Genomic DNA, 22,444 nt, shown 5'->3' with positions numbered 1-22,444 from the left:
TCGGCCTCGAAACTTAACAATGTCGTTAAGTTTCGAGGCCGTGCTGGGGTGGGATTTAACGGGTTAACCACGGCGCAAGCGTTAGAGTACGGGGGGGCGCACTCCGCGCCTTTATGAAAAGCGTCGCCCCTGAAATATTTTTTATCAAATAGATCGGGGGCTGCCGCTTACTGGATGACCACGTCGGCGCTACCGCTGGCCTTCGGTTTGAGCATGCTGAAATCGATCAACGGCTTCGACTGGCGCAGGTACGGGTTACCAATCATTTGTGGCCGTGCCTTGAAGCTGTCACTCACCAGGCTCTTGCTGCGGTCCAGCTCGTTGAAGCTCAGCCCGGCCAGGTCGGCCCAGGTGTGAATCAACTGGGAGCTGCTGTAAGGCCGCTGCAGGTCCTCAGCGAACTTCCAATCATGGCTTTCACGCCATTTCGGCGAGGCGTAGGCCATGAACGGAATGGTGTACATCGGCGCGGTCGGTTTGCCTTCGTTACGCCCCAGGGTTGCGTGGCCTGCCGAGTCGAACACATCTTCGCCGTGGTCCGACAGGTACAGCAGGAAACCATTCGGATCGGTCTTGGCGTAGTCCTTGATCAGGCTCGACACCACGAAGTCGTTGTACAGCACCGCATTGTCGTAGCTGTTGTAGATCGGCAACTGATCGTCGCTGACCCCGGCAGGTACACCTTGGCGATCAGTGAATTTGTCGAACGTCGGCGGATAGCGGTACTGGTAGCTCATGTGGGTGCCGAGCAAGTGCACCACGATGAACTTACGCTCTGCCGGATCGGCCAGGGCCTTGGAAAACGGTTCCAGCACATCGCCGTCATATTGGCGGGCGTTCTGGTTGCGGTTGTTGTTCAGGTACACCTGCTCGTCGGCCTGTTCGGAGAAGGTCGTGAGCATGGTGTTGCGCTTGGTCATGGTCTGCTGGTTAGTGATCCAGTAGGTCTTGTAGCCGGCCTGTTTCATCACGCTGACAATCGACGGCGTCTTGAGGTACAGGTCTGGGTTTTCCTCATCGGCGAACGTGAGCACCTGCTGCAGTGCCTCAATGGTATAGGGGCGCGGGGTGATGACGTTATCGAACACCGCCAGTTGGTCGCGCAGCTTGTCCAGCTCGGGCGTGGTATCGCGCGGGTAGCCGTAGAGGCTCATGCGCTGGCGGTTGGTGGACTCGCCGATGACCAACACCAGGGTTGAAGGTTGGCCGGCCATGCTGTCCTTGAGGTTGGTCAAGGGCGGGATCTGGCTCGCGCTGTCGAGCATGTCCTGCATGTTGTCCAACTGCTGGGTGTAGCGGTGGTAGCCGACGATCATCTGCCACGGTACCGCCGGCTCGATACGCGCCTCGAAACGGTCGATGGCGTCTTCCATGGTATCGCTGCGAGCAATCTGCTTGACCAATGGGTAGCCAACGATGGCTACCAGGATCGCGACGGCGGCCAATATCGCTTGCCCGCGTGGCAGGTACACAGGACGTACACGGGTCCACAGGAAAATGGAGAAGGCGGTGTGGGCAATGAACGCGAGGACGATCCACCAGGCGAAGTATTGAGTGGCGTACTCACCGGCTTCAGAGATGTTCGACTCGAACATGATGAAGATGACGCTTTGGGAAAATTCCTGCTGGTAAATGAAGAAATAACCCAGGCTGGCCATGGAGCAGGCCCATAGCACCACACCGATCAAGGCGGCGAGCAAGCGCGTACGACGCGGGAAGACGAGCACGGGTGCCAGCCACAGTGCGCTCATGAAGAACGCTTGGCGGAAACCACTGAAACCGGAAGTGCCGCTGAGCTGAATCAGCAGTTGGGTAATGCCCGAGAAGTACCAGAAAAACACGAACAACAGGCCAAGACCGGCCCAATCAAAGCCTTTCGCAGACGTAGTGCTGCGTTTGAACATCGCCATCCAGCGCTCCAACCCGGTAGTTTTTCAGTCGACGCGCAGAAGTGCACGCAACAGAGGCCACCCATGCATGGGGCGGCCCTTTGGGCGGGAGTATCGAGAAGGGCGTGTGAAAACTTTGTGAGATTTATGTAGCCATAATCTTACAAGGTCATGACAAGGCTTAGCACAGCGCAGGTTGTGTGCCGGACGGTTGATCCAGTTGGGCTTGCAGGAGGTGTGAGCGCAGGCGCATGACTTCCTGCTGCAGTTGATCGCGCTCGTCTTTCAACTGGCGCAATTCATCGCGACGGATAGTGACGTAGAGGGTCTGTGGAGGACGGGTCATCTGTGCAGTGCTCATTGCTTACCTCGCAAATAGCCGGTGTGTCGCGGTGTGCCAGAACGCTTGAGTCGAGGTTCTCGGCAGCAGTCGGAAGCAATTCTGAATTCTTTTTTGAAGCAATGGAACTTTTTTATTTTTGGCGGTCGTGTGACTTTTTGAGCCGTGATGGTGAAATGATGGCAACTCTTTGTCATGAAACTACACGGATCTGCACCTGACTAACCCTCATTAGCCTCATTGCGCTATAAACTATGTCACACATTTATTTAGTAGTTGGGAGCATCAGCACATGCAACTGGGGATTATCGGACTAGGCCGCATGGGCGGGAATATTGCACGGCGCCTGATGCTCAATGGGCATACCACCGTTGTTTACGACCGTAACGAAGCATTTGTCAAAGGCCTGAGCGAGGAGGGTGCCACTGGCGTTGCCGACCTCAAGGCTTTGGTTGCCGGGCTGCAAAAGCCTCGCGCCGTGTGGGTGATGTTGCCGGCGGGCGACCCCACTGAAAACACCATTAATGAACTGAGCGAATTGCTGGAAGACGGTGATGTGATCATCGACGGCGGCAACACCAACTATAAGGATGACGTGCGTCGCGGCAAGGCACTGGCGGAAAAGGGCCTGCACTATGTCGACGTGGGCACCTCCGGCGGCGTCTGGGGCCTGGAGCGCGGCTACTGCATGATGATCGGCGGCGACACCGAAACCGTGCAGCGTCTGGACCCGATCTTCGCCAGCCTGGCCCCTGGCCTGGGTAGCATTCCACGGACCAAGGACCGGTCTGCCAGCGCCGACCCGCGCGCCGAGCAAGGCTACATCCACGCCGGCCCTGCGGGTTCCGGGCATTTCGTCAAGATGATCCACAACGGCATCGAGTACGGGATGATGCAGGCGTTTGCCGAAGGCTTCGACATTCTCAAGACCAAGAATTCGGAAAACCTGCCGCAAGACCAGCGTTTCGACCTGAATGTGGCCGATATCGCCGAAGTCTGGCGTCGCGGCAGCGTGGTGTCGTCCTGGCTGCTGGACCTGACTGCCGATGCGCTGGCTACCGACCCGAAACTCGACGGTTACTCAGGCTCCGTGGCCGACAGTGGCGAAGGCCGCTGGACCATCGAAGCCGCCATGGAGCAAGCGGTACCGGTGCCGGTGCTGTCCACGTCGTTGTTCGCCCGTTTCCGTTCGCGCCAGCAGAGCACTTACGGTGACAAGATGCTCTCTGCCATGCGCTTCGGCTTTGGCGGCCATGTGGAGACTTCCAAAAAATGACCGCTAACGGCAAGAAACTCAAGGCCGAACCCGCTCCGCCCACCACATTGTTTCTGTTTGGTGCCCATGGTGATCTTGTAAAGCGCCTGCTGATGCCGGCGCTGTACAACCTTAGCCGTGACGGCTTGCTGGGCGATGGCCTGCGTATTGTGGGTGTTGATCACAACGCCGTCAGTGACGCGGACTTCGCCAAGAAGCTTGAGGACTTTATTCGCACCGAGGCCGCGAGCAAGGTCAAAGGCAATGCCGATAACGCGTTGGACCCCCAGTTGTGGGCCCAACTGGCCAAGGGCATCAGCTACGTCGAGGGCGACTTCCTCGACGACGGCACCTATGCGGACATCGCCCGGAAGATCGCCGACAGTGGCACCGGCAACGCCGTGTTCTACCTTGCGACGGCACCACGTTTCTTTAGTGAAGTGGTGCAGCGCCTGGGTAGCGCCGGCCTGCTGGCGGAAACCGAGGAAAGTTTCCGCCGCGTGGTCATCGAAAAACCCTTCGGTTCGGACCTTGCCACTGCCGAGGCGCTCAACGCCTGCCTGCTCAAGGTCATGAGCGAAAAGCAGATCTATCGCATCGACCATTACCTGGGTAAGGAAACGGTGCAGAACATCCTGATCAGCCGTTTTTCCAACGTGCTGTTCGAAGCGTTCTGGAATAACCATTACATCGACCACGTGCAAATCACCGCCGCCGAAACCGTCGGCGTGGAGACCCGGGGCAACTTCTTCGAAAAAACCGGCACCCTGCGCGACATGGTGCCCAACCACCTGTTCCAGCTGTTGGCGATGGTGGCGATGGAGCCACCGGCCGCCTTTGGTGCCGACGCCGTACGCGGTGAAAAGGCCAAGGTGATTGGTGCGGTGCGTCCCTGGTCTTTGGAGGAGGCACGGGCCAACTCGGTGCGAGGCCAGTACACCGCGGGTGAAATCGGCGGCAAGCAGCTGCCCGGCTATCGCGAGGAGGCCAACGTCGCCCCAGACAGCAGCACCGAGACCTTCGTCGCCCTCAAGGTGATGATCGACAATTGGCGCTGGGTTGGCGTGCCGTTCTACCTGCGCACCGGCAAGCGCATGAGCGTGCGTGACACGGAGATTGTGATTTGCTTCAAGCCTGCGCCGTATGCGCAGTTCCGTGACACTGAAGTGGATGAACTCAAGCCCACCTACCTGAAAATCCAGATCCAGCCCAATGAAGGCATGTGGTTCGACCTGTTGGCGAAAAAGCCCGGGCCGACCCTGGACATGGCCAATATCCAGCTGGGTTTCGCCTACAAGGACTTTTTCGAGATGCAGCCGTCGACGGGGTACGAAACCTTGATCTACGACTGCATGACCGGCGACCAGACCTTGTTCCAGCGAGCGGATAACATCGAAAACGGCTGGCGCGCAGTACAGCCATTCCTCGATGCCTGGAAGGAAGATGACGGGATCCAGGCCTACAAGGCCGGGGAAGATGGCCCGGTCGCCGCCGATGTGTTGTTGGCCCGTGACGGCCGCACCTGGCATAGCCTCGGATGAGTGACGCAGCGATCCATCCCATCCGTTTTATCCTCAGCGACGTGGACGGCACGTTGCTGCACCCCGATCACCGCTTGAGCCAACGCACCGCCGATGCAGTACGTGCCTTGCGCGACAACGGGGTGTTTTTCAGCCTGGCCAGCGGGCGTCCGCCCAAGGCCATGCTGCACCTGATTGAAACCTTTGGTATTGATGTACCGGTGGCCGGCTTCAATGGCGGCACGCTGATCAACCCGGATGGCAGCATTCTGGTTGCGCATCATCTGCCGGCGGAAGCGGCGCTGGTCACCCTGGCGCTGTTCTCGGCCGAGCCGGATGTGGAGGTCTGGGTATTCGCCGATGGCGATTGGCTGCGCCGTGATCCGCCTGGGCCGATGGTTCAGCGCGAAGCCGATGGCTTGGGCTATGGGCCGGTCGTGGTGGAGAGTTTTGAGCCGTTCCTGGACCGGGTCGACAAGATCGTCGCCGCCAGTAACAACACGCAATTGCTGGTTGAATTGGAAGCGCAGTTGCAGCCCAAGGTCCAGGGGTTGGCTCAGGTTTCGCGTTCACAACCGGTGTACCTGGATGTCACGGCCATGTTGGCCAACAAGGGCGAAGCCTTGAAGACGCTGGCGGCGCATCTTGGGGTACCGCTGGAGGAAACCGCCGCGATCGGCGATGGCGGTAATGACCCGGCGATGTTTCACGTGGCCGGGTTGTCGATCGCCATGGGGCAGGCGGAAGAGACCGTCAAGCGCCAAGCCAATGTTGTCACCGGCAGTAATGCCGAAGATGGCGCGGCGGAAGCCATTGAACGGTTTATTCTCGCCAAGCGATAAGTCACGCTTACTTAACTTGCGCTCATTCAGTTTGATGAGCGCAAGTTACAGTGTCGGCTTACTTCGGCATTGCCCAGGATTGCAACGCGTAGCCATCTTTGTCGAGTTCGGCGCGAGCTTGCAACAACAAGTCTTCCAGTTGCGCCGGGTCGGTATAAGCACTCGACGACAGTTGTTGGCTGCCAATGCGGGTATTGGTGCGGTCGATGACGCTCAGGCTCAGGGCGCCGTTGCCATCGTGCCAGGCCACGCACTGAAAGGGCTGGAAAGCACGGTCTGCGATCAAAAGAGCTTCGTTGATGCGGAGCGGGGCGTTCATGTGGGTCGTCTCTCTCATTGCCCATTCAAGTGAGTGCCGGCGGTTGGGCTGACCGTGCGGCGGGTTACTTGTACTGATGCACGATGGCGGGGTACGGGTCACATGTTAGTGCAATATTTTTTAACTTTTTCTGATTGGCGTCATGTAAGCGGCTGTTTTGAAAGCTGAATGAAAGTTTTGCCGCGGCGGTACTTTTTTACTGAAAACGCTGGTAAGTGGCTTTTTGCCCACACTTATAGCGAAACGGTACAAGCGTCGCGTCAAGACCTTGCTAGTGTTAGCGCCAGGCGTCACAAATCATTGTTTCTAAATAACTTTAACAATTTTGGCGCCAAGGAATAGTCATGATTGTTACACCTCCCCAGCGCCGCTTGCTTGTGGTCGATCCGTGTGACGACTGTCATGGGCTATTGCCCGGTTTGCGTACCGCCGGGTGGGAGGTCGACAGTTGTGCCTTGGCGGCAGTCGGTGACCGTTCCTGTGACGTCGGCTTACTGCGCTTGCAGCCCTATCACCTGGAACGCCCGGAAGCGGTCAAAGAGCTGATTGGCCGCAGTGGCACCGAGTGGATCGCTGTGCTCAGCCAGGATGTGCTACGCCTGCAAAACGTCGGTGATTTCGTCTGCGAGTGGTTTTTTGACTTCCACACGTTGCCTTTCGATGTGGCCCGTGTACAGGTCACCCTGGGCCGTGCCTTCGGCATGGCGCGACTGCGGGGCAAGGGCAGCACCCCGGTGGATGAGCCGGAGCATGAACTGTTGGGTGACAGCCGCTCCATCCGTGAACTGCGCAAATTGTTGGCGAAGCTGGCGCCCACCGAGTCCCCGGTGTTGATTCGTGGCGACAGCGGTACCGGCAAAGAGCTGGCAGCCAAGACCCTGCACCGCAAATCCCAGCGTCACGCCAAGCCCTTTGTGGCGATCAACTGTGGGGCGATCCCGGAACACTTGATTCAATCCGAACTGTTTGGCCATGAGAAGGGTGCGTTTACTGGCGCCCATCAGCGCAAGGTCGGGCGAATTGAAGCAGCCAACGGCGGCACACTGTTCCTGGACGAAATCGGTGATTTGCCGATGGAGCTGCAGGCCAACTTGCTGCGTTTCCTTCAGGAAAAACAGATCGAGCGCGTCGGTGGTAGCCAGCCCATTCCCGTGGACGTGCGTGTGTTGGCTGCGACCCACGTCGACCTGGAGGCAGCCGTTGCCAAAGGCACGTTTCGTGAAGACTTGTATTACCGGCTGAATGTGCTGCAAGTGGTGACCGCGCCATTGCGCGACCGTCATGGCGATGTGGCGATGCTGGCCAACCACTTTGCCCGGTTCTACAGCCAGGAAACCGGCCGCCGCCCTCGAAGTTTCAGTGAAGAAGCGCTCGACGCCATGGGCAAACACCCGTGGCCGGGCAACGTGCGTGAGCTGGCCAACCGCGTACGACGCGGCCTGGTGCTCGCCGAGGGGCGCCAGATTGAAGCCGTTGATCTGGGATTACAGGCTGAACAGGCAATTTCACCGCCGATGGCTACACTGGAAGACTACAAGCACCGTGCCGAGCGTCAGGCGCTGTGCGATGTGCTCAATCGACACAGCGACAACCTGAGTGTCGCGGCCCGAGTCCTGGGGGTTTCCCGACCGACGTTCTACCGATTGCTGCACAAACACCAGATCCGCTAGGGCGGGTAAACCGAAAAGCCCCGCAACGACCCTTATCGTTGCGGGGCTTTTCCTTTGTCATGAACTCCGTCAGAAGTAATACGGGAATTTCAGGCTGAACGTAAAGTCCGGCGCATCGTCTGTCATACCAATCGCCAAGTTCGGCACGATCGTCAGGTTCGGCGTTGCCGCGATGGTCATGCCGACGTTGAAATAACCCGCGTTGGCATCGCTTGAAACCACCGATTGCCAGTCCCCGCCGTCAGGCTTGAGCTTGCTCTTGCGCTGGACCAGGTCGGACACCGAGAACGACATACTCATCTTCTCGTTCAGTGCGAACGCTACACCGACGCCCACTTGGAAGCTGTCGCCAAGGCTGACCTTGCCGCCGACTTTCTGGTTGGCGTTGGAGCTGATGTCGTCAAACGAGTCTTCGAAGTTGTGGGTGTAGGACAACGAGCCGAACAACACGGCTGGGTCGAAGGTTTTGACCAGGGAAATCCCTGGGGTGACCGACCACACGCCATTACCCGTCGGCAGGCTTTCCGGTACGAACAGGCTGTCGTTATTGGGCGATGAGATCAGCTTGATGCCGTAAGGTTCCTTGCCGGTCGGCGCCTTCACCCTTATGGAGACTACTGCATCCGGCAGTGTGTCGGTCTCGTCGAGGAACTTGTATGCAATGCCGAAGTTGACATCGCCAATGGTCGGGTCGCGGGTGACAGAGGCTTCCGACGTCGTCGTGCCACTGTTGCCAGCACCCCCCGATTGATAGGTGGACTCGCGGTAAACTACCGGTACGTTGATGTCGAACTGCCAACGGTTATCGAGGTTGTAGCGCCCGGTGAGGTCCAGCGTCCAGTTATCTGCTTTGATCCGGTCCAAGTTGATATTGCCCAGGAAGATCGAATCCAGCGCTAGAAAACCGTTGAGCGTCAGTTGGCGCGCATCGTAACGGGCATACGAGATGCCGGTTTCAAAGCTGAACTTGCCATCGCCGAAAAAGCCGCTGGCCTCGTTGTACAGGTTGCTCACGCTCTGCGCGGGCGCCGAGTCGTCCTTGAGGCTTTGCCCATAAGAGCTACCGCCGCCTCCGGCACCGCCCGATGCTGCTGCGGCACCCACGCCCGGCGCGCCGGCCACGCTGGTCCCTTTGCTGAAATCAGCGGGAGACTTGGCCAGGCGTTTAGGCGCTGGTGTTGCAGGCTGATCTTCGACTTGTCTGACCCGTTGTTCCAATACCGCCAGTGCTTTTTGCTGCACTTCGTACCGTTGCTTGAGCTCCAACAGTTCCTGTTTCAACGTTTCAATATCGGCATCCGGCGCGGCATACAGCATGGTTGCCGGCAGGAGCGTACTCAAACAAACCACGGCACGTAACGATAAAGATCGATGCATGAAGTAAGCCGTCCTTTTTTAATGCGTAAGTGTCGTGGCTCAGCGTAGTTCAATAACCGATAGTGCGTAGTCCTTTGAGTTGATCAAGGTTAAGGCTGCGGGTGATGTTGCTGAGGTTGTTGTTGCCCATCACCACGTTGATCTGTGTGAGGTTGGTGATCGCGTTGAGATTGCCGGTGATCAGCGTGCTTTGGTTGACGTTGCCGCCCCCAATCTGCTGCAGCACATTGCCCTGGTTATTGCTGGCCAAGACGGCCATTTGCAGCCCGCCATTCTTGGCCGAGACACTGACCTGGCCAGCGCCGCTATCACCGGTGATGGTCTGGCCGGCCACCAAGGCCTTGCCCGACTGCACGACATTCGCTGCTGCGAAGCCGTTTTGCGTGACATTGATGTCTACGCCGTTGTTGGCGGTGTTGCCGTCGCCGGCCGCACGCACGCTTTGGGTCACGCCCTGGCCACTACCCAGGCCTGCGCCGCCGACGACTGTGCCGGTGCCGGTGTTGGGGGTAGAGCCGTTGCCGGTGGTGCTGGTGGTGGTGACATAGAATTGCGGGGTAACGGTCGACGAGTTGATCTGCATGTTGGCGGTGCCAGTGATGCTGTCACCTGCGGAATTGGTCCAGGTGGTGCTCATCACAATGCCGAAACTGATGATCCGCCCAGGCATTACATAACGCCCACGCAGGTCGGCCATTTCCGAATCCTTGAGTTCGATAGGCTTGAAGGCCGATGACGCGTAAGCGGGCATTGAGGCTGCCAGGCACATGACCGTCAGCCAACGGTAAGTGTTCATCGTCTGCTCCTGGAGCGTCCTGCCCCTTATTGCGCCTCTTTCTAGAAGAAGTCGCTTTGAATGAAACCGAAGTCCATCAGTTCGCTGTCGCGCACCGGACTGAACTCGTTCAGCTGGTTCTTGGCGGTCAATGGCGTGGGCGGGGAGAGCAGGGCGTTGGTCTTGTCATAGCCTTCACCTAATATGGCGAATACGATGCCATTCCAGCCCTTCACGAAGTCATCCTTCGAGTAGCGCTTGTGGCCCAGAACGGGATCGCCGATATACACCCAGTCTTTGTCTGCACGCTGCAGGACAACGAAGTGCTTGTAGCCGCGAATTTCCAGCAGGACCACGACAGGGATCTTCACTGTGGGCAGTACTTCTGGAGTAATCCGATAGCCTCTGGCGCGCATACCAATGCTTTCGACGTAGCGCTTCATGTCCAGCATCGAAAAACCCTGGGTGCGCACTAGGTCCTGATCCGCATTCACCAGCATGCCCTTGATGACATGATCCTCATCGACATCCAGCCAATACCCTTGGCGCAAGATGCTTGCCAGGGCAGCGGCACCGCAGCTGAAATCGGTTTTCTGTTCCACCAGGTTGGCGAATTTGCGCTCGCGGATGCTTTCAACCTTCTTGTACATCAGCCCGCCACCGGGCATGACGATTCCCACTTGACCTGCCCAGGTCGGGCCGGTAAGTGACAACAAAAGGAAGAAGGCTAAGAGGCGCATGATCGTATGACCTGCTGGACACTGGAAATAGAAAGGGCCTTGTTGCCAAGGCCCGATTTACATCAGAAGCGGGAGATCGATACACCCAGTGCAGCCTGGTTGCCGTTGCCGGCCTGGCTAACAGTTCCAGAAACACCAGAGTTGTAGTTGCCGGAGTTGGTCAGGCTAGAGTTGTTGACCACTGGGCTTTTGTTCCAGCCGTGGCCAGTGGTGACGTTCAAGGTCAGGTTGCCCGAGGAATTCTGCAGGGCATTGACAGTTGCACCGCCGGATTTGCCGTCATCGGACGAAGCGATTGCGACGCCTTGGCTGCTTTGGTTGCCAGTACCGGCCTGAACAGTGACCAGGCTGACACCCGAGTTGCTGTTGTTGGAATTAGTCAGGGAAGCGTTGCTGGTGTTGCCGAAGTTGCCAACAAGGTTGCCGCTGCTGTTTTGAGTGGTATTGATGGTGGCGAATACTTGATCGGCATCGTCAGAGGCGCCGATGGCGACGTCATGTTTGCCTTGGTTGCCAGTGCCGCTTTGCACGATACCGCTCGAAACGCCAGTGTTGTGGTTAATCGAATCGGTAGTGGAGGCGTTGCTTTCGGTCTTGTCATTGAACGTGCCGTTGCCGGAGCTGTTCTGATTATCGTTGGCAGTTACGGACAGAACGGTCGGCGCGTTGTTGTTATTGTTGTTGTTGCCACCTGGTGGGGTAGCGTGAGCAGCAACAGCCATGAGTGCAGCGAGAGCGAAAGCCAGTGGTTTGAGAGCCATTGTAGGTTTCATGGTGTTTCTCCTTGCTTCTATTAGTTGGTTAAGTGTTGGTACGGTCTAGCTATTCGACTCAGCTCCATCAGTTGAGTCGTAAGTTCAGGGTGTTAGCCACTCGGTTCCCCACCCCGGCGCTCTGATTGACCTGTACCACTCCACGGCTGCCGGTGAAGGCCTGATCGCTGGTAACGACCTGGCGGCTGCCAGTGGTAGGGGTCAATCCTGAGTCTGTTGCAAGCGCAACGTTCTGTTGCGACATGACACTGTCATCGATGCTTTGCGGGCCAGCATTGATGCTGATACGCACGGCATTGATCGATTGGTTCTGGGCTCCGGCCGACTGATTGACGCTCAGTACGCCGTTGCCATTGCTGAAGGAGTTACCTTGGATCGCCGCTTTTGCGTTGAGTGAGCGGTCGGCCGGAGAACCGCTGATGTGCTGGTTGACGGAGATAGTCGCGTGAGCGTTGTTGCCCACTGCGATGGCAACGCTATTGCTCTGTTGGTTCTGGTCGCCGGTCGCCTGGATTACCGATGCAATACCCGAGGACTGCTTGCCTGAGTTATCAATGGTCGCGTTGTTAGTACTGTCGGCCAGCGCAACGTTGCATCCGAGTACGGCAAGAAACATCCAAGAATGATTCATTTCAACGCCCCCCTGCCATGCTGCCGAGGTTATTAAGGGGTTCAAGACCGCGTGAAATTGCGTTGTTGACGGTCCCGGAAATGCCGGCTCCACCGCTGCGACTGGCCGCACTGCCAGCACCTAGGCCAGCACCTGCGCCGTTGTTGCCCAGGCCGATAAGGTTGCCGCCAGGCAAAATTGTGCGGTTGATGCTTACGCCGCTGCTGATGCCTGCAATGTCGTTGTCGCTGAGTTCATTATTGGAGGCGCGCACAACCTGGTTTGATGGGTTGGCGTTGGCGGTGGTGGGGTTCGGATCTGAGCCCGCAGTACGACCGTACATATGCCCACGAACATCGCGCGTCACCACAATCACACCATCACCCGCAGCGAGCACTGGAAGGCTCACGCTGGTACTCAGTACGCAGCTGATCATGAGGAGGCTCAATGAACCTTGTGTGTGAGTGACCACGGCAATATTCCTTATTCTTCGCGCTGACCCTAAACAGCGCTGTAAGAGATAGAGCAGAAGGCGTGCCGCTTTTTATTTGTTGTCGTTATTCAATGGCTTGCAATTAATGCAGGGCAAAGTGATGGCAACGCTGTATCAACCGTGAGACAGCACCCCGTGAATCCGCGCCGACCTGACCACAGCGCAAACGGTTCACCCATTTGTCTCAGCACTGAAACACCGCGCATGACAAAACGATGAATCCGCTCAACGTGGGCGATCCAGGGCAGGGGTGTGTAAAAAAAGTGGACACTGCAGGCGCAAAAAGGCCCGGCCCAGCAGGGCAAGGCTCAGCTTTTGGGGGCTTTACGCGGAATCGAGTTGAGTACGGGGTTGCCGTCCTGGTTCTGGGTCAGGTAGACCGGCAGCACCTTGGGCAGGGAGGGCACGAGGTTGCTGACCTCAGTGATGTTGTAGATGCCGCCGATACGAATCGCTCCGGTGTTGGCGTCTGCCAGCATGACCGGTTTGTTCAGGTAGCGATTGATCAGCGGCAACGCATCGGCCAGGGCCAGGTTGTCGAGGATCAGCTTGCCCTGGCGCCACGCCAAGGCGGTGTCGTTGGGGTTGATCGCTTGCACGGATGGCGTCGCATCGCCCTGGCGGTAGCTGGCTTGCATGCCGGGGGTGAGAGGCACGCTGCCGTGTACTCGGTCGCTAGAGATCTGCACCGAGCCTTGGAGCAGCATCACTCGCACGTGGTCTTCATATTTCCAGACGTTGAATTGGGTACCGGTGACTCGCACCTGGCCATCGCCTGCGTGAACGATAAATGGGTGGGCGCCGTCATGGCTGACCTTGAAAAACGCTTCGCCTTTTTTCAGCGTGACGCGGCGCTGGTCCTTGTAGTTGCTGTAGACCAGTTCGGTACCCAGGTTGAGCTCCACTTGGCTGCCATCGCCCAGGGTGACCTGGCGCAAGCCGTTGGCGGCGTCATAGTGTTCGTATGAGCTTGGCAACCAGCCAGCTTCCCAGCCGGTAAACGCGGCGAGAGGCAACGCAACCAGGCTAATGGCCGCCGCGATGGCATAAGTGCGCAACCGGCTGCGGGGTGTGAACGGCACCACCACCGCAGTGGGTTCAACGCGTGGCAGGTGATCGGCAACGTCCCAGATCTCCAGCATCGCGGCGTATTCGAAGGCGTGCAACGAATGGGCGTCATGCCACTGTTCAAAAGCCTGGCGCTCGGCGGGCGTGCAATCGTGCGCGTGCATCCGCATGCACCAATGCGCGGCGGCGTCGGTGATGGCGTCGTATTCGGCTTCTGAGAGAGACTTTTCTGTCATTTAAACGTCCTGATTTCCCGCATTCTAACCTCCCGAGGCGGGTGGCGAGAACTGCCATCATGGTGATTGCACGCCAATTGGAACTTATTCTCGTTTGAATGGAACTAAGCTTTTCAGGACATTCCCACAATGGAGTACGAAAATGCTGAAGAAAACCTTTGTCGCGCTGTGTGCAACTTCCGCGCTGCTCAGCGCCGGCGCCGCCTTTGCCGATAAGCCAGGGGCTGGCTGGATTACCATTGAAAAGGCGATTGAAGTGGCCAAGACCAAGGCCGGCTACGTGGAGGTCTATGCCGCCGAGGCGGACGACAACGGTTATTGGGAGGTCAAAGGGCGCAAAGCCGATGGCACTGTGTACGAAGCCCGTATCGACGGTGCCTCAGGCAATGTCCTGCGTGACCAGAAAGACTGATACCCCCCCCGGGGGCCGGTTCAGGCCCCCGGATCCAACTGCCTGCCCAAGTGTGTAATCAGGTACGTCACCGAATCCGCATTCGCCAGGATGATGTCCATCCGGCGGTCCGCATCGCTCATGAATGTTTGCCGGGCATCGTCAAGTGTCCTCGCCCCCGTCAGATGTAGCACCTTGTCACGCACTTTGGACGACCCCAATCGGCCAAGGTCCTCCCAGCGTAGGGACAACTCATCCCAGGTCTTGAACAGCATGGTCGCCGGCGTCAACACGGAGAGGGCAGTGCTTTGCAAATTATCAAGGGCAGTGTACTGGCGCAGGCTATCTGGAGTGCTGCGGCTGATCAGATCCAGGAATGGGCGAGAGGAGTCCAGGTAGGCGATATCCTCGGTGTTCGACACCAGGTGGCTCATCTCATGAATCAAGGTCGCCGCTCGTGCATGATCATCGATGTCGAACGGTGCGTTGAGGTTTCCGGCATAGATGCTCATACCTGTCTCGAAGAAAAGGTCGAGCAAGTAGATTTTTTGCTCTGCATCCTCAGGTATTACGAAGGCAAAGGTATCATTGGCGTCCCAACGGGCTTTGCCACAGACGAATCGCTTTGAATCCAGCGCCAGCAGGTCGGGGGTACTCAGTCCATTCTCGATTTCCCTGACGCGCGCCCGTATCTTTTCAACACGTGTGGGGTTGAATGCGAGCACACCGAACATCTCAGTCAGCAAACGACCGACTCTGGATTCAGGGTCGCGCTTTCGTGCAAACAACGTGAGGTTGCGCCCGCAGGTAATGGTGTAATAGAGCGCGACATTCAACGCCCTGTCGATGCACAGCCCTTTGTCCATGTCCAGCCCACGAATGGCCGGCAGCCCAGCCGCTTCGATATTGATGGACGAACGCAGGGTTCTTTGCGTGACCACACGCCCCTTGATGCGAGACAGGGTTGGTCCAAAGCACGGTTCACGTACGGACAGGTCCAGCACCCATTGGCCCTGCGCGTTGCGTTCAACGAAGGGGCCCAACTCATTGGCAAGGTTCACCCGCCAGTCTTCACCACTTCTTACGACCGGATAAACCCTACCCGCCACTGGCACATAGGTTCGGTTATTGACCGGTTGGGTATACACATGGCTGAGTGGGTCCGATCGCAGGTCCGTCAGTGCCACCGCGATATCCTCAACATACTGCAACAGCGTGCGCACGGGTTCTGTCACATCCACGGTGTCGACAGTGGTGCCAGATGAAGGAACTTCCGGGGCAGGAGTGGGCGGCAGCAACTGGTCGAGCTGCTTTCGTAGCGACGCCAGCGTTGCAAGCCCCCGGATAAACAAACTCAGGCCTTCGCTAAAGTGTTGTTCTTGCAATTGCTCGGCGGAGGCCTTGAACAGTTTGTAGCTTCGCCATACCACCAGCGGGTACTTGAGCTTGCCCGCAATAAATTGCAGCGCCATAGGAACGCCTTTGCGAAACAGGCTGGTGATGCCGTTCCACAGGTTCCTGCCAGTTTTTTCGAACTGGCAAGCGAGCATTTTTATCAGGTGTTCGGCATTGTCGTGGAACAGTTGTCGCAGGAGGTTGCCCCTGATCGGATTTGAGGCCAGGCTGACTTTTTCTTCTTCCTTGCGGCTTGTCGATTCGCTGAACAAATTGCGAAAGGTTGCCTGATCGGAATCCGATAACTGGCTGATGATCCACTCCTGCAACAGACCAGGGGTGCCAATGGCTTCCCGCAGCTGTTCTTCTGTGTCGTATTCCTTGAGTACGTGCAGCGGGGCATAAGGCGCGTAGAGCACCGACGGGCCGCTCGCTTTGCCCTTCGGACCTATGATGTAGATGCCGAGTGCCTTCGCAGGCGTCGCCCCGGTCGTGGCAATCAGTTCCATGGGCCGGATCATTGCCGTGGCGCCGCTCACAGCGTCCCTGGCAACGGCGTCCGGCATGTCGAAGATCTGTTTAATAAAACTCCAGGCTGACGGGCTCAGGCGTTCTGCAAGTTTCTCCTCGTGGGCATGGCGCAGCACTTGCCAGGGTAACTGCCGGCAAAACAGCTTGCGGCGTTCGCGGGCATCGTCGGTGTCGGCTGTCAGGTGTGTAGTGAGCAGGTCTTGATAGATTTTTTTGATGTCCACTTGGCGCACCAGTTGCACCACCGCACTGCCATTCAATGACGTTGGCAGAGGTGACGTGCCGCGCGCTTTGGGGGTGAGGTTGTCAGGCAGCAGGTCGGGCAAGTGGAGCAGGGCGAAATCCGTCAGGCTCTGCGTGTGGCCGTTGAATGCTATCCGTGCTGGAATCAATATGTTCTCTGGGTCCAGAGCGTCATCCGGGTAGCGGGCCTTGAGCAGCGTCGTCAATGTGTTCGCAACCGTTTCACGCAAGTCCGGCAAGCCGTGCAGGTAATCCCGGTTGTCCGGCGCGCTGAGGCGGTACTGTTCCAGCAATTCGGCATGCAGCAACTGTTCGCTGGGCGAAGCCATGCCCAGCCAGGTCGGTAGTGCATGCTGCTGGATAATCGCGTTTGCGATGGTGTTCGCCCTGCCGATATTCGACGGCGCAACCCGCAACAGCAGCTCATCCAGATGATTCTGCAGTTGCGTCGGGCCTAGCGACATGGACCGCCAGTGATCAATGGCATCCAGATCGTTAGTAAGGTTGCTCTGTTGGCGGTCTTCCAGAAAGTGCCCGTCAATACGTTGCAAGGGCCCCAGCTGATAGGTCTGATGGGGCGCGCGATGGCGAATGGACAAATTCTGCAGCAGCGCTATAGACCGTTCGGGACGCTTCAGGCGTTGTTCAAGTGATTCGCGCAGGGCCGTCAGTGACGAGAAAGGTTCATAGCCTCGCTGCGGGGTCCATAGCACCACCGCCCCCGAGAGCTGAGGGTCGAAGCCACCGCGCTCGGTCAGTACAAAACAGTTGGCCAGAGGCTGTAGCTCTTTGTTGGCATTGAGGGTCAGCGTCAACCCGAAGGCGTCCGGCAGGAATCCGTTCAGCCCGTGGCGCTTCAGGCGGGTCATGCTATCGGCGCGCAGTACCGTATCGAGGATGGCGTAATGCCTTGAGCTCAGGGTGTGGTTGAGCAGCTGCAGTTCTGCTTCGCTGCGCAACCCGAGCATCGAGTTCTTGAGCATCTCGGCGCCATGGCTTTGCAGAAACCGGCGGGGTAGCGAGTGAACATCGTAGTGCAGGAAAGCGGGGCGGACGTTGCTGATGACCGCATTGAATACGCGGTTGTCCAAGTTGTTCCAGCGTGCGGATATGCCTTTTTGGGGCGCGCTGTAGTAGCCAATTCCCGGCGTTTGGCTGAGAACCCCATCGGCGTCGTCCAGGTGCTTTATAAAGTGTTCGACCATGTTCACCGACGCCTCGGGCACACGTTCCTCAAGGTCTCGCGCCAGGGTGGGATAGGTATTGATATAGACGTCGTTGGCGTCCTGAAACAACAACTGCACCTTCATTTCCTTGTTCAAGGCTTTTCTCGCCTCGCTGCGCAGGGTCGGGTGCGTGGCCCTTTGGGCGATCAGGCGTTCTTCATCCGGTTGCAACGCTGCCAGCTGCAATTTGGCGCGCTCGGCCTGTACGGTTGACGGCCCGCCGTCGTCGTGGGTGACCGGGTGCAGGCTCCAGCGCCCGCCGGCGTCAAGTTCCAGCAAGCGGCTGTCGAGCATGTGACGTATATCCAAGGAGCAGTCGAGCAAAGCCGTCAAATTCAACGTTCCGTCGCTACGGCGATACCGCTCGAGCGCATGCTCGAGGTTGCTCAATTGTTTTTCGTGAATATCGCTGACCATCTCGGCAAATACACTGCCCTCCACTGGCAGGCCCTGGATCTGCAGGTTTTCCATCGCGAGGTATAGGCTGCGCTCGTCCAGAGACAGGTAATTGAGTAACTGGTCCTGGTAGTGGGCGGCTTTGAGCATGCTCAACAATGTTTTATTCAGGTCGTCGACGTCTTTGAGTACTTGCATACCCCCCGTTTGGGAGTAGAGGTATGCATGCTGGTCGCTGATCAACAACGTCGAGGCCAATTGCACGTGATGTTGATAGGGCGCGCAAACGCTGACTTTTTCGATGCGCAAGGCGTCATGCCAAACACTGCGTTCAGCTCTGCTGGGATGGAAGACGGCGAGTAAATTGCGCGCTTCCTCGGATGAAACAATTTCGGCGCGATTCTGGCGTTTGAGCAGCAGGTCGACGCGAAACTTGTCGCTCATGGCCTGGGTGAACAGATCCCTGCGCGACTGCCCTGTAGGCGACTTGCCTATGTCGAGGGGCTCGTTCCACCAGGTCTGCAGTAGGGCGTTCAGCAATCTGGAGAGGATTCCGGCGGTCTGCTCCACCACGCCCTCCCAGCGCTGTAAATCTTGTTGATGCTGGTGCTCGGTAAATGTGCTTTTGTCATGCCTGGGGTTGGTGAAAACGCGTGTTCGATCAGCCGGCCATGCCTGCTTCACGTAGTACTGGAGCAAGGTTTCCCCCAGGGTTGCCGACTCTACCCAACGGGCAATGCCGAGGCCGTTGTCATTCGTTGACGATATGAAACTGTTGACTCGGGTGTCCTGATGATCAAGGTCGGGGAAGTCGTCGTGTTTGAACGCATCCAGCACCCCTTTCATCAACATCGGCAACGTCGGGGTCGTGCGCAACTCTTCGAGCAGGCGTTGCACGTTGTGCGCCTGGTTGGCCTGAATGGTTGTTTCCTGAGCTTCGAAAACCCCGCCTGCAATCGTCGAAGTGGTCAGAGTGAAAGGGTCGGCGGGGTTGAACTTGTTGCGTTGATCTATTGATAAAAAGCTAAACAAATCAGCGAGTAAGGATGTATTTTTCAAGCGATTTGTAAGTTGTGAGAGGCAATCAGCACGGTCGAGGAATACCTCGATGCCGGCATAAGGGCTGTACAGGACAGTCTTTTTGTCGCTAGGGGATGGGCTCATCAGGAATGCACCTGCCAACTCTACCGCAGCCTCGCCCGGGCGATTCACATTCAGCGTTTCGACGACCATCGGCACGGTGCGGTTGCGGCGTCCGTGATCGCTTGCGGCAAATACCGTGTTCAGCCACTTGAGGTCTTCCAGGGTCAGTCCCAGTGCGCGCTCGCGCGCAGTCGGTTGCTTCCTGGATACCGGGCGGTAGTACTCGTCAAAAAAATACGGGGGATTAACGCTTGCCATGGACTGCTCTCTGTCTGGGCCGGAATGGCGCTGTATTGAGCGGCAGGTTAGACAGGGCAGATGCAGGCTCGGCGGTAGATAGCTGGTGCAAAAACGACCTTACCTGCAAACGCCGATTGACAGTGGACGGCGGGCGCGTTGTTTAATCACAGGTCTGGGTTTCTCGTCTTGTCGCGCCTTCCAATCATAAAATCGGAGCTTCAGATGTCTACGCCGTCCAAGGTAGTTGAGGGTTCTCGTGTCTCCATCGGCTTTGCTGACCTGGAGGCGCTACTGCAACAGGTGTTTGTGCGGCACGGCACTTCGCCTGCGGTCTCTGCAATCCTCGCCCACAATTGCGCCAGCGCCGAGCGCGACGGCGCCCACAGCCACGGCATTTTCCGGATTCCGGGTTATCTCAGTACCCTGGCCAGTGGTTGGGTGAATGGTCGTGCAGTGCCCCAGGTCACCGACGTGGCCAGTGGTTTTGTGCGAGTGGATGCCGGCAACGGCTTTGCCCAGCCTGCGCTGGATGCCGCCAGGGCGCTGTTAGTGGAAAAGGCTCGCAGTGCCGGGATCGCCTTGCTGGCGATTCATAATTCCCACCACTTTGCGGCGCTGTGGCCGGACGTCGAACCCTTCGCCGAGCAAGGGTTGGTGGCGTTGAGCGTGGTCAACAGCATGACCTGCGTGGTGCCCCACGGCGCCGATCGCCCACTGTTTGGCACCAACCCGATTGCCTTTGCCGCCCCGCGTGCCGATGGCTTGCCGATTGTGTTCGACCTGGCCACCAGCGCCATTGCCCATGGCGACGTACAGATTGCGGCGCGCAAGGGTGAACGCCTGCCGCCGGGCATGGGCGTCGATAGTCTGGGCCAACCGACACAAGACCCCAAAGCCATCCTGGAAGGTGGCGCGTTGCTGCCGTTCGGCGGGCACAAGGGCTCGGCGCTGTCGATGATGGTCGAGTTGCTCGCGGCGGCGTTGACGGGCGGTAACTTCTCATTCGAATTCGATTGGTCGGATCACCCGGGTGCGCGTACGCCTTGGACCGGGCAACTGCTGATCGTGATCGATCCGAGCAAAACCAGCGGCCAGGCGTTCGCCGAGCGCAGCCAGGAACTGGTGCGGCAGATGCATGCGGCAGGTCTGCGACGGTTACCGGGAGATCGTCGGCATCGCACACGGGCGAAGTCCGAGGAGGAGGGGATTGTGGTGGACGCTGAGGAGTTGCAACACTTGCGGGATTTGGCGAGCGCCTGAAACCGGCTGCGCCCTGGGCGCAGCCGAGCTACATCAGTTGCGGCGGCCCAACAACAGGCCGACTACCAGGCCAAAGCCGGCAGAAATCGCCACGGTCTGCCAAGGATGGCCACCGATATAGGTTTCGGTGGCGTCCACCACCGGTTTGCTGCGCTCGCGCACATTGGACACAGAGTCCAGAGCCTGCTTGAGTTTGATGGCGACCTGCTCGCGCAGGGTTTCGCCTTCCTCGCCCACCAGGGCGGCGCTGCTTTTAAGCAGTTTGTCCGATTCTTCGATCAGCGCCGTCAGTTCACTGAAGGCTTGATCCTTGATTTGTTCTTCGACGGCTTGGGCGGCAGATTTGCGGGCCATTGTGTGACTCCTTGCAGGTGAATGTGACAGTGAACAATGGAGTATCGGGCGCGGGCAAAAGTTGCAGTTTTTTTGCCGGCAGGCGGTTTCCAGCAAAATCCGAAACAGGAAATTTCGACCTACAGTGTAAGATGTCGCCTATTTGTGCAGCAGGTAATTCAACATGAGCTTCAATCTCGCCAACAAGACCCTCGCCGAACGCGCCGAGCTGGAAGATGAAAAGTCCCGCCTCTACGACCTGTGGCAAACCAACCTGGGCAAGGCCAAGGGCGAAGCGGCCCGCTTGTTCGGCGAGCGTGCCAAGCGCAAGGGCAAGTGGGCCGAGTGGGTGCGCGCCGAACTTGACGGCATGTCGCCGCCGGAGTTCTCCAACATGGTACGCAGTGAGGTCAACAAGCTGATGGCGGCCGCTAAGTAAAACTCGCCACAATGGCTTCGCGTACTTTCAGCAACATCGGATCCCGCTGCGCCTGGGTACGCCAACCCAGTTCCACCGGGTAGCGTGGCAGTGCCAGCGGGCAGGGCAACATCCGCAGGCCACTCATCTGGGCGATGGCTTTCGCGGCATGCCCAGGAATGGTCGCCACTGCCTGGCTGCCCTTGAGCAGATAAGGCAGCGCGGCAAAATGGCTGGTGGAAGCGCACACCTGGCGGCTCAAGCCTTGTGCCGCCAAGCCCTCGTCGGTAATGCCGATAAACCCGCCGGACGACACCAGCACATGCTCACGGGTGACGAACTCATCCAGGCTGATGCTGGGCTGGTCAGAGTCGACCAGGCAGCGGTAATCACCTTCCCCCAGTACCTGGCGACTCAGCCTGCTTTGCGCAAAACCACCTGCGGTGATGGCCAGGTCCAAGGTACGGTCGAGCAGGGCGCCGGCGACGATCTGGCTGTGGGTTTGACGGAAAATCACCCGAAGTTTAGGTGCGCGCCGGGCGATTTCATCCATCAGTGTGCGCCCGTAGGCAATCTCGAAGTCATCCGACAAGCCCAGCACCACGGAGCGGCCCTGGTACTGCTGGTTATCCGGGTTGACCATGGCCAGGCTTTGTCGGCAGCGTTCAAGCGCTTCGCTGATCACCGGCTTCAACTGGTTGGCCCGCAACGTCGGTGCCAGGCCGCGGCCCGTGCGCACGAACAACTGATCACCGTACACCTGGCGCAAACGCCGCAACCCTGCGCTGATGGCCGACTGCGTCACACCCAGGCGCAAGGCCGCACGGCTGGCGCTGGACTCGTCATGCAGGGCTTCGAACGTCTTCAACAGGTTGAGATCGATGTGGGCGATATTCATTTGGCTCATATCATTCAGCAGTGAGGTGGGCTTTATTCATGATCGAGGCTGGCGGGAGAATGG

At 58.2% G+C, this 22,444-nt stretch carries 20 protein-coding genes; 7 read left to right on the top strand and 13 right to left on the bottom strand.

The genetic code is table 11. The features are described from left to right. Positions 1 to 167: 167 nt before the first annotated feature. Positions 168 to 1,910: a phosphoethanolamine transferase CptA gene (locus CFE47_RS05160; RefSeq protein ID WP_286835795.1), complete on the bottom strand. Its 1,743-nt coding sequence runs from the start codon at positions 1,908 to 1,910 to the stop codon at positions 168 to 170. 160 nt (positions 1,911 to 2,070) lie between these two features. Beyond that, a complete protein-coding gene (locus CFE47_RS05155) occupies positions 2,071 to 2,250 on the bottom strand; it encodes a DUF6026 family protein (protein ID WP_286835794.1) in 180 nt (59 codons plus the stop codon). A gap of 226 nt (positions 2,251 to 2,476) precedes the next feature. Between CFE47_RS05155 and gnd the strand changes: the two genes are divergently transcribed. The 3 genes from gnd to CFE47_RS05140 are packed head-to-tail and all read left to right on the top strand — an operon-like array spanning position 2,477 to position 5,846. Then, positions 2,477 to 3,505, top strand: a complete 1,029-nt coding sequence (gene gnd / locus CFE47_RS05150) for a phosphogluconate dehydrogenase (NAD(+)-dependent, decarboxylating) (RefSeq protein WP_286835976.1) — start codon at positions 2,477 to 2,479, stop codon at positions 3,503 to 3,505. Further along, entirely contained in the window at positions 3,502 to 5,025 is a 1,524-nt protein-coding gene (zwf, locus tag CFE47_RS05145; RefSeq protein WP_286835793.1) for a glucose-6-phosphate dehydrogenase, read from the top strand. Before gnd ends, zwf begins: the two co-directional genes overlap by 4 nt. After that, positions 5,022 to 5,846 (top strand): HAD family hydrolase, encoded by an 825-nt coding sequence (locus CFE47_RS05140; protein WP_286835792.1) that lies wholly within the window; start codon positions 5,022 to 5,024, stop codon positions 5,844 to 5,846. The genes zwf and CFE47_RS05140 overlap by 4 nt, the downstream gene beginning before the upstream one ends. Positions 5,847 to 5,904: 58 nt before the next feature. On the opposite strand, the gene CFE47_RS05135 is transcribed toward CFE47_RS05140, so the two are convergent. Then, positions 5,905 to 6,165 carry a hypothetical protein gene (locus CFE47_RS05135; RefSeq protein ID WP_286835791.1) on the bottom strand — a complete coding sequence of 87 codons (261 nt, stop codon included), beginning with the start codon at positions 6,163 to 6,165 and terminating at the stop codon, positions 5,905 to 5,907. A 344-nt stretch (positions 6,166 to 6,509) separates the two neighbouring features. On the opposite strand from CFE47_RS05135, the gene CFE47_RS05130 reads away from it, so the two are divergent. After that, positions 6,510 to 7,835, top strand: a complete 1,326-nt coding sequence (locus tag CFE47_RS05130; protein ID WP_185709026.1) for a sigma-54 dependent transcriptional regulator — start codon at positions 6,510 to 6,512, stop codon at positions 7,833 to 7,835. Between the two features lie 69 nt (positions 7,836 to 7,904). On the opposite strand, the gene fapF is transcribed toward CFE47_RS05130, so the two are convergent. The 7 genes from fapF to CFE47_RS05095 all read right to left on the bottom strand — a co-directional run bounded on the left by fapF (position 7,905) and on the right by CFE47_RS05095 (position 13,907). Beyond that, entirely contained in the window at positions 7,905 to 9,212 is a 1,308-nt protein-coding gene (gene fapF / locus CFE47_RS05125; protein WP_286835790.1) for a fibril amyloid transporter FapF, read from the bottom strand. Between the two features lie 49 nt (positions 9,213 to 9,261). Further along, positions 9,262 to 10,008 carry a fibril amyloid subunit FapE gene (fapE, locus tag CFE47_RS05120; RefSeq protein WP_286835789.1) on the bottom strand — a complete coding sequence of 249 codons (747 nt, stop codon included), beginning with the start codon at positions 10,006 to 10,008 and terminating at the stop codon, positions 9,262 to 9,264. Between the two features lie 41 nt (positions 10,009 to 10,049). Continuing rightward, a complete protein-coding gene (gene fapD / locus CFE47_RS05115; RefSeq protein ID WP_286835788.1) occupies positions 10,050 to 10,727 on the bottom strand; it encodes a fibril amyloid maturation endopeptidase FapD in 678 nt (225 codons plus the stop codon). A gap of 62 nt (positions 10,728 to 10,789) precedes the next feature. Beyond that, positions 10,790 to 11,500, bottom strand: coding sequence for a heme utilization protein (locus CFE47_RS05110; protein ID WP_286835787.1), 711 nt, complete (start codon positions 11,498 to 11,500; stop codon positions 10,790 to 10,792). 67 nt (positions 11,501 to 11,567) lie between these two features. Continuing rightward, positions 11,568 to 12,131 carry a fibril amyloid subunit FapB gene (fapB, locus tag CFE47_RS05105; protein WP_286835786.1) on the bottom strand — a complete coding sequence of 188 codons (564 nt, stop codon included), beginning with the start codon at positions 12,129 to 12,131 and terminating at the stop codon, positions 11,568 to 11,570. Between the two features lies 1 nt (position 12,132). Next, the gene (gene fapA, locus CFE47_RS05100) at positions 12,133 to 12,582 is read right to left on the bottom strand and encodes a fibril amyloid chaperone protein FapA (protein WP_502695438.1); all 450 of its coding nucleotides are present in this window, start codon (positions 12,580 to 12,582) and stop codon (positions 12,133 to 12,135) included. Between the two features lie 329 nt (positions 12,583 to 12,911). Next, entirely contained in the window at positions 12,912 to 13,907 is a 996-nt protein-coding gene (locus tag CFE47_RS05095; RefSeq protein ID WP_286835784.1) for a FecR family protein, read from the bottom strand. A gap of 142 nt (positions 13,908 to 14,049) precedes the next feature. On the opposite strand from CFE47_RS05095, the gene CFE47_RS05090 reads away from it, so the two are divergent. Next, the gene (locus tag CFE47_RS05090; RefSeq protein ID WP_286835783.1) at positions 14,050 to 14,319 is read left to right on the top strand and encodes a PepSY domain-containing protein; all 270 of its coding nucleotides are present in this window, start codon (positions 14,050 to 14,052) and stop codon (positions 14,317 to 14,319) included. A 20-nt stretch (positions 14,320 to 14,339) separates the two neighbouring features. Here CFE47_RS05090 and CFE47_RS05085 read toward each other — a convergent pair whose 3' ends face one another. Beyond that, positions 14,340 to 19,490 (bottom strand): dermonecrotic toxin domain-containing protein, encoded by a 5,151-nt coding sequence (locus CFE47_RS05085; RefSeq protein ID WP_286835782.1) that lies wholly within the window; start codon positions 19,488 to 19,490, stop codon positions 14,340 to 14,342. A gap of 204 nt (positions 19,491 to 19,694) precedes the next feature. On the opposite strand from CFE47_RS05085, the gene CFE47_RS05080 reads away from it, so the two are divergent. After that, positions 19,695 to 20,732 carry an Ldh family oxidoreductase gene (locus tag CFE47_RS05080; protein WP_286835781.1) on the top strand — a complete coding sequence of 346 codons (1,038 nt, stop codon included), beginning with the start codon at positions 19,695 to 19,697 and terminating at the stop codon, positions 20,730 to 20,732. Positions 20,733 to 20,765: 33 nt separating this feature from the next. Here the strand turns inward: CFE47_RS05080 and CFE47_RS05075 are convergent, their stop codons facing one another. Continuing rightward, positions 20,766 to 21,086, bottom strand: a complete 321-nt coding sequence (locus CFE47_RS05075; RefSeq protein WP_286835780.1) for an ElaB/YgaM/YqjD family protein — start codon at positions 21,084 to 21,086, stop codon at positions 20,766 to 20,768. A 163-nt stretch (positions 21,087 to 21,249) separates the two neighbouring features. Here CFE47_RS05075 and CFE47_RS05070 point away from each other — a divergent pair, with 163 nt between their 5' ends. Next, positions 21,250 to 21,504, top strand: coding sequence for a hypothetical protein (locus CFE47_RS05070; RefSeq protein WP_003190904.1), 255 nt, complete (start codon positions 21,250 to 21,252; stop codon positions 21,502 to 21,504). Here the strand turns inward: CFE47_RS05070 and CFE47_RS05065 are convergent. Next, positions 21,497 to 22,390 (bottom strand): LysR family transcriptional regulator, encoded by an 894-nt coding sequence (locus CFE47_RS05065; protein ID WP_286835779.1) that lies wholly within the window; start codon positions 22,388 to 22,390, stop codon positions 21,497 to 21,499. The genes CFE47_RS05070 and CFE47_RS05065 overlap by 8 nt on opposite strands. Positions 22,391 to 22,444 lie beyond the last annotated feature (54 nt).

Origin of the sequence: Pseudomonas sp. PGPPP1 (genome assembly GCF_002255865.1) — a bacterium.
Lineage (GTDB): Bacteria > Pseudomonadota > Gammaproteobacteria > Pseudomonadales > Pseudomonadaceae > Aquipseudomonas > Aquipseudomonas cremoris.
This window is presented reverse-complemented; position numbering and strand designations above follow the sequence as displayed.